The 12,974-nt window shown below is 31.1% G+C and carries 13 protein-coding genes and 1 tRNA gene; 8 read left to right on the forward strand and 6 right to left on the reverse strand.

The window, feature by feature from the left end; all coding sequences use genetic code 11:
- Positions 1–34: 34 nt before the first annotated feature.
- The 3 genes from dnaB to HA145_RS09330 are packed head-to-tail and all read left to right on the forward strand — an operon-like array spanning position 35 to position 4,021.
- A complete protein-coding gene (dnaB, locus tag HA145_RS09320; protein ID WP_209107105.1) occupies positions 35–1,417 on the forward strand; it encodes a replicative DNA helicase in 1,383 nt (460 codons plus the stop codon).
- A gap of 12 nt (positions 1,418–1,429) precedes the next feature.
- Entirely contained in the window at positions 1,430–3,397 is a 1,968-nt protein-coding gene (gene mnmG, locus HA145_RS09325) for a tRNA uridine-5-carboxymethylaminomethyl(34) synthesis enzyme MnmG (RefSeq protein WP_209128861.1), read from the forward strand.
- 48 nt (positions 3,398–3,445) lie between these two features.
- On the forward strand, positions 3,446–4,021 hold the full coding sequence (locus HA145_RS09330; protein WP_209128900.1) for a chorismate lyase: 576 nt from the start codon (positions 3,446–3,448) through the stop codon (positions 4,019–4,021).
- Here the strand turns inward: HA145_RS09330 and HA145_RS09335 are convergent.
- Positions 4,001–4,564 carry an RNA helicase gene (locus HA145_RS09335; RefSeq protein ID WP_209128862.1) on the reverse strand — a complete coding sequence of 188 codons (564 nt, stop codon included), beginning with the start codon at positions 4,562–4,564 and terminating at the stop codon, positions 4,001–4,003. The genes HA145_RS09330 and HA145_RS09335 overlap by 21 nt on opposite strands.
- Positions 4,565–4,647: 83 nt before the next feature.
- Entirely contained in the window at positions 4,648–5,175 is a 528-nt protein-coding gene (locus tag HA145_RS09340; protein ID WP_209128863.1) for a SprT family zinc-dependent metalloprotease, read from the reverse strand.
- Between the two features lie 85 nt (positions 5,176–5,260).
- On the opposite strand from HA145_RS09340, the gene HA145_RS09345 reads away from it, so the two are divergent.
- The 3 genes from HA145_RS09345 to HA145_RS09355 all read left to right on the forward strand — a co-directional run bounded on the left by HA145_RS09345 (position 5,261) and on the right by HA145_RS09355 (position 7,287).
- Positions 5,261–5,680, forward strand: a complete 420-nt coding sequence (locus HA145_RS09345; protein WP_011819289.1) for a hypothetical protein — start codon at positions 5,261–5,263, stop codon at positions 5,678–5,680.
- Between the two features lie 24 nt (positions 5,681–5,704).
- Complete coding sequence (locus tag HA145_RS09350) at positions 5,705–7,018, forward strand: RNA ligase family protein (protein WP_209128864.1); 1,314 nt, start codon at positions 5,705–5,707, stop codon at positions 7,016–7,018.
- A gap of 116 nt (positions 7,019–7,134) precedes the next feature.
- On the forward strand, positions 7,135–7,287 hold the full coding sequence (locus HA145_RS09355; RefSeq protein ID WP_209128865.1) for a hypothetical protein: 153 nt from the start codon (positions 7,135–7,137) through the stop codon (positions 7,285–7,287).
- A 4-nt stretch (positions 7,288–7,291) separates the two neighbouring features.
- Here HA145_RS09355 and HA145_RS09360 read toward each other — a convergent pair whose 3' ends face one another.
- The 4 genes from HA145_RS09360 to HA145_RS09375 form a co-directional block, all read right to left on the reverse strand.
- The gene (locus HA145_RS09360) at positions 7,292–7,888 is read right to left on the reverse strand and encodes a TVP38/TMEM64 family protein (RefSeq protein WP_209128866.1); all 597 of its coding nucleotides are present in this window, start codon (positions 7,886–7,888) and stop codon (positions 7,292–7,294) included.
- Between the two features lie 2 nt (positions 7,889–7,890).
- The gene (locus HA145_RS09365; protein ID WP_209128867.1) at positions 7,891–10,647 is read right to left on the reverse strand and encodes a valine--tRNA ligase; all 2,757 of its coding nucleotides are present in this window, start codon (positions 10,645–10,647) and stop codon (positions 7,891–7,893) included.
- A 97-nt stretch (positions 10,648–10,744) separates the two neighbouring features.
- Positions 10,745–11,131, reverse strand: a complete 387-nt coding sequence (locus HA145_RS09370) for an AIR synthase (RefSeq protein ID WP_209128868.1) — start codon at positions 11,129–11,131, stop codon at positions 10,745–10,747.
- Positions 11,102–11,173 (reverse strand) — tRNA-Val (locus tag HA145_RS09375). Before HA145_RS09375 ends, HA145_RS09370 begins: the two co-directional genes overlap by 30 nt.
- A 98-nt stretch (positions 11,174–11,271) precedes the next feature.
- On the opposite strand from HA145_RS09375, the gene mazG reads away from it, so the two are divergent.
- Positions 11,272–12,126, forward strand: a complete 855-nt coding sequence (mazG, locus tag HA145_RS09380) for a nucleoside triphosphate pyrophosphohydrolase (RefSeq protein ID WP_209128869.1) — start codon at positions 11,272–11,274, stop codon at positions 12,124–12,126.
- Entirely contained in the window at positions 12,123–12,974 is an 852-nt protein-coding gene (gene speE / locus HA145_RS09385) for a polyamine aminopropyltransferase (RefSeq protein ID WP_209128870.1), read from the forward strand. Before mazG ends, speE begins: the two co-directional genes overlap by 4 nt.

Here is a 12,974-nt window from a genome sequence, read left to right on the forward strand (position 1 = left end):
AGTAGCCAGAGTATATATCTAAGCAATTAAAGATATGGTTTCAGTACCTTTTCCAAATAATGGGCAAAATAAAAATTTTAAAAAAGATTTTAATAGTGAAAATGCTGGATTAGTCCCTCCTCAAAATGTTCAAGCAGAGGAAGCTGTTCTTGGTGGCATACTTCTTGATCCAGACGCAATTGGAAGAATTGCAGACTTAATTAAACCTGAAGCTTTTTATATAAATGCCCATCAAGAGATTTATAGAACAGCATTAATGTTGCATACCCAAGGTAAACCAACTGATTTAACATCAATGAGTGCTTGGTTAGCAGATAATGGATCACTAGAAAAAATTGGAGGGAACAACAAACTAGTAGAACTAGTTGAAAATGTTTCCTCTACAGCTTCCATAGAACAAGTTGCTAATTTAATTAACGACAAATTCATGAGAAGGCAACTTATCAGATCTGGAAATGAGGTAGTTCAACTAGGTTTTGATCAAACTCAAGATACTAATGAAGTTCTAGATAAAGCCGAGCAAAAAATATTTGAAATCAGTCAAGAAAAACCTTCAAAAGGTCTAACTCAAGCAGCTGAAATCCTTACAAGTACTTTCAATGAAATAGAGTCAAGATCATTAGGTACTTCAGTAGCTGGAATTCCTGTAAATTTCTACGATCTTGATGCGATGACTCAAGGTTTTCAAAGAAGTGATTTAATAATCGTAGCTGGAAGACCTTCCATGGGGAAAACTTCAATAGTTCTCAATCTGGCTAAAAATGTTGCACAATCCCAAGATTTACCTGTGTGTGTATTTAGCCTTGAAATGAGTAAAGAACAGTTGACATATAGATTACTTTCTATGGAAGTTGGAATCGAAAGTGGCAGGCTAAGAACAGGAAGATTACAGCAAGATGAATGGCCATTACTTGGAGAAGGTATCAATTCACTAGGTCAACTACCAATATTTATTGATGACAAGCCTAACTTAAGTGTTTTAGAGATGAGATCTCTGTGCAGAAGATTAATAGCTGAACAAAAAAAAGAACTTGGATTAATTGTGATTGATTACCTTCAGTTGATGGAAGGATCAACCCCTGATAATAGAGTGCAAGAACTTTCACGAATAACAAGAGGTCTCAAAAGCATGGCCAGAGAATTAAAAGTACCAGTCGTAGCTTTATCTCAGCTTAGTAGAGGAGTAGAGTCTAGAACGAATAAAAGACCAATGTTAAGCGATCTGAGAGAATCAGGATCTATTGAACAAGATGCAGATTTAGTATTAATGATTTATAGAGATGAATACTATAATCCAGAGACTGAAGATAGAGGGATTACAGAAATCATTGTCACTAAACATAGAAATGGACCCGTAGGAACTGTTAAATTATTATTTGAACCTCAATTTACGAGATTTAGGAATTTAGCTAATTAAATCGATCCTAAAATGCAAGATCATCACTCAACAAATGAATCTTTTGACATCATCGTTATTGGAGGAGGACATGCAGGATGCGAAGCAGCTATAACAACAGCAAAATTAGGATTTTCTACAGCCTTATTTACAATCAATTTAGATAGGATTGCCTGGCAACCTTGCAACCCTGCAGTTGGCGGGCCAGCAAAAAGTCAGTTAGTGCATGAAGTTGATGCATTAGGCGGAATCATTGGAAAATTAGCTGATAAAACAGCTATTCAAAAAAGAATATTAAATGCTAGTAGAGGACCAGCTGTATGGGCATTAAGAGCCCAAACAGACAAAAGAGAATACTCAAAAAAGATGATCGAAATCCTTCAAAATACAGATAATTTATCTTTAAAAGAAGCAATGATTACTGAACTGGATATTGCAAAAACTGAAGAAATTGGATTGAACTCCAAAAAAATCATAAAAAAAAGAATAAAAGGTGTAAAAACATTCTTTGGTAGTTATTATTCAGCTAAATCAGTTATTATTACAGCTGGTACTTTTTTAGAAGGAAGAATATGGATAGGAAATAAATCAATGTCAGCAGGTAGATCGGGTGAACAAGCAGCACAAGGTCTTACTCAAAACTTGCACGAAATTGGTATCAAAACAGAACGGTTAAAAACGGGAACTCCAGCAAGAGTTGATAAAAAGAGTATCATTTTTGATGAATTAGATATTCAACCCAGTACTGCAGCGGATAAATATTTTTCTTTTGATCCAGATATCAAAAATAATATGCCTCAAGTTAGTTGTCATATCACAAGAACAACTTCTAAAACACATCAACTCATTCGAGACAATTTACATTTAACTCCCATTTACGGCGGTTTTATTGATAGTAAAGGGCCAAGATATTGTCCATCAATTGAAGATAAAATAGTTAAATTTGCTGATAAAGAATCACATCAAATTTTCTTAGAACCAGAAGGAATTAATACCCCTGAAATATATGTACAAGGATTTTCTACAGGTTTACCCGAAAATATTCAATTAGAACTTTTAAGAACCTTACCTGGATTAAGTAAATGTAAAATGTTGCGACCAGCATATGCTGTCGAGTATGACTACATACCAGCAACACAGCTCCAAACATCACTTGAAACGAAAGAAATTGAATATTTATTTAGCGCTGGACAAATTAATGGAACTACTGGTTATGAAGAAGCAGCAGCACAAGGATTAGTTGCCGGAGTCAATGCGACAAGAAAACTAAACAAAAAAGATCCAATAATTTTCACTAGAGAAAGCAGCTATATAGGAACAATGATTAATGATTTAATTACCAAAGATCTCAAAGAGCCATACAGAGTTCTCACTAGTAGGAGTGAATATAGGCTAACTCTTAGAGGAGATAATGCAGATAGGAGATTAACCCCATTAGGTTATCAAATAGGGCTTATTGATGAGAAAAGATGGTCGGCCTATCAAGAAAAGATGAAACTCCTTGAAGAAGAGAAATTAAGATTAAATAACACCCGTTTAAAAAATACCGATGAAACATCAAAAAAAATAGAATTAGACACGGGATCAAAAATCAAAGGTTCAACGACTTTGAAAGAACTCTTAAAAAGACCAAACTTTCATTATTCAGATCTAATTAAATATAATTTAACTGAAAAAAATCTAGATTCTTCAATACAAGAAGGTGTTGAAATAGATATTAAATACGAGGGTTACCTTAAAAGACAAAAAAACAACATTGAACAAATAAATCGTCAAAGCTGTAAATCTCTACCTCAAGAAATTAATTATGAAAAGATAGATACATTATCTTTAGAAGCTAGAGAAAATTTGAATAAGATAAAGCCAAAAAATTTTGGTGATGCTTCAAAAATTCCTGGAGTAAGCAAAGCTGATTTAACTGCATTACTTGTTTGGCTAAAAATAAGAGAAATAAAGAATGAAAATGCAAATGTTTTTGCTGAAAAAAAGTTATCATCTTAAAAGCATTCCGTCAGAGCACTGAATAATAAACTTTTTAACTCACCAAAAATTTTATGGGAAGAAAAAGCCTCTACTTTTTTAGTGAAAAATTCATTACCGAAGATTTCAGGTCCATGGAAATTAATGCTGCTTGGGGATGGAAGTCCAACTAGACATTTACAGCTTTTAACTAGTCAAGAGACGAAAATTAAATTAATTTCAATGGAAGTAGATTCTCTATTCATTCAAGAAGGTCCGAAAGAATTAAATCAGTTAGATGGCCCTTTAATAAGAAGACAAGTATGGATTAAAAACAATAATAAATACCTAGCTTGGGCTGAAAGTTGGTGGAATGCAGAACAAGTGAATGAAAATTTAAAAGCCAAAGAAGAACCAATTTGGAAGAATTTGACACAAGATAGATCTGAATTGTTTAGAGAAGTTGATAGAATTTCACTTGTAAATTCAAATTGGTTAGAAGATCAATTTTGTTTTAAAGGCCCATTCTGGTCAAGAAATTATAGATTTTTTCGAGACAAAAAGCCCCTAACAATTATTAGAGAAGTCTTTAATCCACATCTAGAAAGTTTATTGGGTTATTCAGGAATTAAAGAATTTAAGAAACTATACTCTTCTTCTTCTTGATCTGGGGAGATTTCTTGATTTCGATTGACCTTGTTGGTTTGATTGATCTCTTGATGTAGTATTCTCGTTTCCTGAAGCTCTTTGCCATCTTTCAACTTTAAAATCCATTTCATCTGGCCAATCTTCATCTTTAGTCTCTTTCACATAAGGTAATTTTTTTGGCTCAGTTTTCTGTAAGCTTTTTGGTTGCCTTAAAGATATTGCTTCTAAAGGTCTTTTTGAGTGCGCTTTGGCGGATTCATAAGGATTTGATTCTCTAGTAAAATTCTTAAAATCGTTGTTATCATCGTAAAAATTTTCATCACGCCAATCATCATTATCTTCATCAAAAAATAAATCCACTTTTTCGGATACCCATCTTCCTACTTTTTTAACACTCTTACTTGTTATTCCTTGAAAATCTGAATTCCTTCTTTTCCCTGGCCTAGCACCAGATACTCCATCAACGAATTGTCTTCCTGTTTCAAAAATTTTATCAACCTGTTTATCAACAATATTTCTATCAAAACTATTTCTAAGATTTCTAATTCTGTTTGAATCCATAAATTATTATGCTTTTTAAAATATAAATTACATTAAAAAAATAAATAATTCCAAATATAGAAACAAAAACACATCTTATATTTTTAATCAAACAAAATTAAACAGTTTTTGTTCCATGATCCATTAAAGAAATTTACACAACATTTTTTACAGGCAATATTCTTGATCCTTTTCCTATAGAAAAATTTCTCACCACAATTTTGACAAGTTCCTATATATTTTAATTCTCTCCTTTCAATAGGAAATGAGTGTCTTACAGAAATTATAAAACTCTTCTCTTTCTCATTTATTTCATTCATCTTTGCTAAGAAATTTGGGCCATGTATCTCATTTTTTTTTAATATCCTATCTACCCATGCATGAATCATTTCATGACATAAAGTACTATTTATTTCATTTTTAGATAATTTACTCAAAATAGGTTTCGATAAGATAATCTCAGAATCTACGAGACCATTAATTCGTTTTCTTTTATAAAAACCAGCAGTAGTTTTTAATCTATTATCACTCCATCTAACTTTTACTAAAGGTTGATTATTAACCGTTAAAGAATTTTCAAAATATTTGCTATTAAATCTATGAAATAAGGGTAAAAGAGGAATTACGGGCATTATGGATTAAAATTAGTATTATTTTGACAAAAAAAGCCATCAAAAACGATTTCTTTTCTTAAAGTAATAAAAAACTCAAATTAACATGGATGCAACACTAGTTAAAGATATCGGAATTAAAGCATTATTAGTTGGCGGAGCAGTACTAGTTTCTTTTTGGACTTTTAATGCAGTCAAATTAGTTATAAGCGCCAGAGGAATTAATCCATTAGTAAGAAAGTTTTTTGATCAAATAGCTGCTGGCAGAATTGATGCAGCTTATGGTTTGACTACAAAGACTTATAAAACTCATGTTAAACGCCAGGACTTTCTTAAATTTTTAGCTAGTTTAAACCTCAATAAATATAGAAATTTAAAATCAGGTAGGCCTAGAGTCCAAGAAGACCAAATTATAATAACTTTGAATTTAAAATCAGAAGATAAACAAGATGAGCTCCCATTAGATTTTACTTTTGCAAAAACTGACAATGATTGGAAAATAGACAGAATAGCTAAAGTGAATTAATAATTTCTTGTGAGGCAAAAAGAATTGTTTAAAGAGGAAATAATACATCAATTAGAATTACACCCAAGCAGATTAGAAAAAGAAAAGATCATCTCAGAAGCAATGGAACAAGGTCTAGATGATTTTTTTGAAGGCATCCGTATGGCACTTGATCCATTGGTAACTTTTGGTGTAAAAATTGTTCCTGAGAAAGAGACTGAAAAAAGTCAAAATTTTTTATGGGAAGATTTTAGAAAATTAGCCAATAAGCTTATTCAAAGGGAACTTACTGGTCACGCTGCACGCGATGCAATTCTTACGGCTATGGAATCTGCAAAAAAAGAGGAGTGGAATGGATTTTATAGACGAGTTTTAATTAAAGATCTTAGATGTGGTGTATCTGAAAAAACAATCAACAAGATAGCAAAAAAATTTCCCAAATATGCTATTCCTATTTTTTCTTGTCCATTAGCTCATGACAGTGCAAATCATGAAAAAAAAATGATAGGAAAAAAGCAAATTGAAATCAAATTAGATGGTGTACGCGTCTTAACTATTATTAGACAAAATAAAGTAGAAATGTTTTCTCGTAATGGTAAACAATTCCATAATTTTGGTCATATTATCTCAGAAATAGAAAACGTTTTAAAAAAAGACCCAGCACCTTATGACTTAGTTCTCGATGGTGAAGTAATGAGTGCCAACTTTCAAGATTTAATGAAACAGGTACATAGAAAAGATGGCAAACAAACCAAAGACGCAGTTCTGCATCTATTTGACTTATGCCCCCTTGAAAACTTTCAAAAAGGGAAATGGAACACTAGTCAAACGAAAAGAAGTTTATTAGTAAAAGAATGGGTAACAAAACATCCTTTGCTTCTAAAACATATACAAACACTTGAATGGGAAAATGTAGATCTCGACACTATTGAGGGACAGAAAAGATTTGTAGAGCTGAATAAATCTGCCGTGGAAGGTGGATATGAAGGAGTAATGATTAAAGATCCTGATGCTATGTATGAATGTAAAAGAACACACAGTTGGTTAAAAGCAAAACCTTTTATTGAAGTCACTTTAAAGGTAGTATCGGTTGAGGAAGGCACAGGTCGCAATAAAGGTAGACTAGGAGCTATCCTAGTAGAAGGTGAAGATGATGGGCATGAGTACAGTCTTAGTTGTGGAAGTGGATTTAGTGATATCCAACGTCAAGAATATTGGTCAAAACGGAGTCAACTTATTGGTCAACTTGTAGAAATCAGAGCTGATGCTAAAACAAAATCCAAGGATGCGGTAGCTTTTAGTCTTAGATTTCCTAGATTCAAATGCTTTAGAGGATTTAAAGCTGGAGAAAAAGTTTAAATTTAAAAAAATAATATTCAACAAAGTAGTCAAAGAAAAAAGTGGTTTTTAAATAAAAAAATAAAAATCTTGGCTATAAAATATAAGAATAATTATCAGGACTTTTTGAGAGACTAATGACGAAGAAAACAGTTTTCAAATTCATAAAAACACCTTGTGGACAGACAAAATATATCGAATTAGAAGCCAACAAAACCTTACTAGGTAAATTTAGACTGTTGTGGTTTATCTTAATTGCATCAATTAGAGATTGGAATATTAAAGAGTAAATTCTTAGGATTTTTCAAAATATTCTCTGGAGTATTTAGCTGAGAAATATACAACTAAAAAAGTTGAAATAATTCCAATGCTAGTAACATATAAATTATTTGGTGATTGCACATTTTTTAACTCCTGAATACTTTTTGCCAAACTACCTATTGAGCAATAAAGAAAAGTTCCTGGAATTATTCCAAGAAGACCAAGAGCAAAATCTCTAAATTTAACATTATTCAAACCGTAAAAATAATTAAGAATACTGAAGGGAAATATCGGCGATAATCTCGCTAAAAAAATTAATTTAAGTCCGCCTTTTTCTACTACTTTTTCCATGACACTTAATTTTGGATAACGGCTAAAAAGATTTTTTAGATTTTTTGAAAAAAAACTTTTTGATACAAAAAAAGCAACTGATGCTCCTATGGAAGCGGAAATGAAAACGATAATTGATCCTAAATATGAGCCATATAAAAAACCTGATAATAAAGATAACCAAGAAGCTGGAAGTATTAATAAAACAATTAAAATATAAATACAAACAAACGAAAAGATCCCAATTCCAGTATTAAAAAAAAAAGACAAATTATAAATATTTTCAAGAAATATATTCATTCTCAATTCAAAAGTTCGAGTTTTTTAGTAATTCTTTCCTTTTGTACCGAACCCTCATTTAATTTAAATCTGCATTCATCAACAATATCTTTTGGAGCCTTATCAACGAAATTTTTATTAGATAATCTCTTATTTAAATTTTCTAATTCAATAGTCACCTTTTTTAAATCCTTGGTTAACCTTTCCTTTAATGCATCTATATTTACAAAATCCTGAAAAGGTATGTAAACCTCTAAATCACTAATTATCCCAGAAAAAGATTTAGCAAACTCTTTTTTATCAACAGCATTAGTTTTAAAAATAAATACTTCAGAAGATTTAGTTAAGGTTTGAATATCATCAACTAAAGTTTTTAAAAAATCAATCAATTCATCATTGTCTGAAATTAAATATACAGGACCTTTTTCTGATGGCTTAAGACCTAATTCAGCTTTCAAATTTCTAATCAGCCTAATAATTTCAAAGAGTTGCTGAAAGGAATTATCAAGCTTATTATCAACAAATTTATTTTCGTGAATTGGCCATTTTTGAAGAGATAATAATGCATTATCTGGTTTTAGTTGCAGCACATGCCAAAGTTCCTCAGTAATGTGCGGCATAAAAGGATGAATCATTACCAAAATATCATTCAGCACTTTTATTAAAACTTTTTCAGATATTTGTCTATTTTTAGTCTCTTTATTATTAAACCTTTGTTTAGCAAATTCTACATACCAATCACAAAAATCATTCCACGTAAATTCATAAAGGATTTTCGCAGATTCTCCCAATTTATATTCTTTCAACAAAGCAGCAACTTTTATATTTACCTGATTCAATTTCGATAAAATCCACTTATCACATAACTCTAAAGAAGTTTCATCGCTCTCATTAAGCAAATAATTATTATTAGAAGTTTTATTAATTAATACAAATTTAGTCGCATTCCATAATTTATTCGCAAAATTTCTTGAAGCTTCAACAGTTGAAGATGTATCTTTTTTTCTATCAAAATCAAGCCGAATATCTTGTCCAGCGCCTGCAACTTCTCGAATTAAAGCAAATCGTAGAGCATCAGAACCATATTTATCAATTAATAGTATTGGATCAATACCATTACCTGAACTTTTACTCATTTTTTTATTGTTTTCATCTCGAACTAGACCATGAATATAAACATCCTTAAAAGGAATATTATTCGTAAAAGTATTCCCCATCATTGTCATTCTCGCCACCCAGAAGAAAATAATATCGAAACCAGTAACAAGAACACTATTTGGATACCATTTTTTAAAATCCGGATCATTTGTATTTGGCCAACCAAGGGTTGAGAAAGGCCATAAACCACTTGAAAACCATGTATCCAAGACATCTTTATCACGAACCAATTTAATATTTAATCCAAATTTTTTATTAGCTTCGATTAAGGCATCCTCTTCATTTCTCGCAACAACATATGGAGTATTTTGTTCTATTGAGTCTTGAGATTCATCTAAAACATACCATGCTGGTATTTGGTGCCCCCACCACAATTGCCGACTGATACACCAATCATTAATATTCTCTAACCAATCCTTATAAACTTTCTCCCAGCGTGAAGGAATAAAAGATGGTTTTTTAGAATCAATTTCATTAAGACATCCTTGTGATATATCATCCATTTTCAAAAACCATTGTGTTGACAATAAAGGTTCAATTGGCACCTTACCTCTATCAGAAAAAGGAACAGTATGTTTATAATCCTCTATTTTTGTCAAAAGTCCTAAGTTATCCAATTCTTTGATAATTTTCTTTCTAGCCTCATATCTATCTAAATTTTGAAAAATACCTGCATTAATATTTAAAGTTCCATCTTTATTCATTACATTAATCTGTTTTAAATTATGCCTTTTTCCTATTGCAAAATCATTTTGATCATGGGCTGGAGTAACCTTCACACAACCTGTACCAAAATCTTTATCAACATGTGAATCAGCGATAACAGGTATTTCTCTATCAACGAAAGGAACTTTTACTTTGACACCAATAAATTCTTTATATCTATCATCATCAGGATTAACTGCCACAGCAGTATCACCCAAAAGAGTTTCTGGTCTTGTTGTTGCAACTTCTAAGTACTTATCTAAATATTCACCACTGTCAGAAATTAAAGGGTATTTAAAATGCCATAAATGACCATTTACTTCTTGCATTTCAACTTCAAGATCACTTACGGCAGATTGAGATTCAGGGCACCAATTAACCAAATATTCGCCTCTATAAATTAAATTCTCTTTATAGAGAATATTAAAAGCCTCAATAACTGCTTCATTTAATTTTTGATCAAGAGTAAATCTTTCTCTAGTCCAGTCAACTGAATATCCTATCCTTTTTAATTGAGAAACTATTCTTCCACCACTTTGTTCTTTCCAGTTCCATGCTCTTTTAAGAAATTCATCTCTTCCAATATCCTCGCTTGTTTTGCCTTCACTTTTTAATTGTTTTTCGAGAATAGTTTGAACAGCTATTGAAGCATGATCAGTTCCCGGTAAACACAAAACATTCTTACCTAAAAGTCTTTGAAAACGTATTACAACATCTATCAAAGCCGTATTAAATGCATGCCCCATATGCAAAGATCCAGTTACATTTGGTGGCGGAATAACAATACAAAAAGGCTCCCCATCATCCTCAGGGTTAGGACTAAACGCCTTTAGACTTTCCCATTTTTCTTGCCACTTTTTCTCTACTTCAAAAGGTGAATAATTCTCGAAAGATAATTGATCATTCATCTCTGTCATGTGCAAATTTTATTTCAATAAACTTTTTGTTTATTTTATCTTGAGAGCAGCCAATTAATGAAAATAATATTAGTTTGCAAAAAAAGACAAATCCATTCTACAAAAGTTTGAAGCCAGAACCACAGGAACAACGTTTTGCATTTTTTGGTGTTGAAATAAGAAATCCACCACCGCTCAAATCACCGTAATAATCTAATTTTAAATCTTTCAGTAAATTAAACTTTTTTACATCAGCGTATAAAGTTACTCCTTCAGTTCTTGAAATAGGGGATCCATTACATGTACCTGACTTTAATTTAATATGCATCCATCCTTCGGAACAATTTTTATCCTCTACCAAATCAATCGACATTTCTCCTGGGGAACCTCCAAAAGAAGCTTGCCTAGATAGTTCTGAAGCAGCACTTTGACTGATTGAAAGATTGACGATCTCAGTCATTAGAAAAATAATAAATGGGCGATCCAGGGTTCGAACCAGGGACATCCTGCTTGTAAGGCAGGCGCTCTACCGCTGAGCTAATCGCCCTTATAATAGATCATTCTAATAGATGAAGTTGAAAATTTTATACTAAGTATTTAAATATTTCATGATTGAGGCAAAATTTAATTAATAAAATATATCCTATGTCCTCAAACAATAGATATAAATTGGAAAACAATTCCGATTTAGAGACTATAAATAGTTTTAAAATCTTAATATCTAATATCAAGGCATTAAAAGATAAAACTTGGGGCTGCCCATGGCAGAAAATACAGTCTCATGTATCGTTGATCCCATTTTTGTATGAAGAAAGTAATGAGTTTATAGATGCAATATATGAAAAAAATGCAGATAACATATGTGAGGAGTTAGGAGATCTTTTATTACAAGTAATGCTTCATGCTGAAATCGGTTACGAAGAAAAAGAATTTGCACTAAATGATGTTATAAAAAATCTAAACAAGAAAATTATTAATAGACATCCATATATTTTTAACAAAAAAGAAAAAGTATCTTTACAAAAATCACAACAGATTTGGGTAAATATAAAAAATTTAGAAAAAAAAGCACCTCATATGAAATCTTCTATTAGTAGTAATTTAAATTTGAAAATTAAAAATTTACCGCCAACAGTTGGAACAAATAAAATCACAAATGTTGTTAAAGAACATGGTTTCAAGTGGGAAAGTACTGATGATATTTTTAAAAAGTTAGAAGAAGAGATTAATGAATTAAAGGAAGCAATTAAAAGTAAAAATGATTCAGAGATAAAAAATGAATTTGGGGATATTTACTTTACTCTTCTTAATCTCGCAAACTTTTTAAAGATCAATCCTGAATCAGCTCTTCAAAAAACTAATATAAAATTTTTAGACAGATTTTCAATCGTCGAAGAGCATGCAGGAGATAATATGAAAAAACAAACTCCCAAAGACTTTCAAAGGCTTTGGCAAATAGCCAAGCAAAAAATTGCAGGAAAAATTCCTAAAAGCAAATGACAAATATTACAACATGGATCGATGAATATCATAAAGGCTCAAGATTCGGCCTAAGTGGGAAAATTCTAATTAAAAAAACCTCAAAATTTCAAGAAATTATTGTTATTGAAAATGAATATTATGGTAAAGCTTTAATGTTAGATGGTTGCTGGATGACTTCATTAAAAGACGAGAAATATTATCATGAGTGTCTTGTGCATCCTGCATTAAGTAGCATTGACGGAAAATCTAATGTATTAATTATTGGTGGTGGTGACGGTGGTACTGTAAGAGAATGCGTTAAATATTCTCAAATATCAAAAATTGATCTAGTAGAAATTGATGAAGAGGTAATCAAAATATCTAAAAAATTTCTAAAAGAAATTGGAGGCGAAGCATGGAATGACAAAAGATTAGCAATACATGTTGATGATGGTGTTAAATGGGTAAAAAAAACAAGAGATAATTTTTACGACGTTATATTTATAGATAGTTCAGATCCCTCAGAATTTTCAAATTTATTATTTTCAGATTCTTTTTATAAAGAATGTAAAAGAATACTTACACCAAGTGGGGTATTAGCAACGCAAAGCGAATCTCCTGAATCCTTCAAAAATATTCACATAAATATTTTGAAAACCCTAAAAAATATATTTAAAGTTTCTGAAACTATGTATTCATTTGTGCCTATATATCCAAGCGGGATTTGGAGTTGGACGTTTGCTTCTTCAGAAGATCTAAATTTATCAACGCAAAATTATAATGAAGTCCTAAAAATAGAAAAAGGATGTGAAATTTGGAATTTAAATTTTCAAAATGCAGCATTTAAAATGATGCCAAATAAAATTGTAAAAGAACTAGATTTATAA

It is taken from the genome of Prochlorococcus marinus XMU1411 (genome assembly GCF_017696075.1).
In the GTDB taxonomy this organism is placed as follows: domain Bacteria; phylum Cyanobacteriota; class Cyanobacteriia; order PCC-6307; family Cyanobiaceae; genus Prochlorococcus_A; species Prochlorococcus_A marinus_V.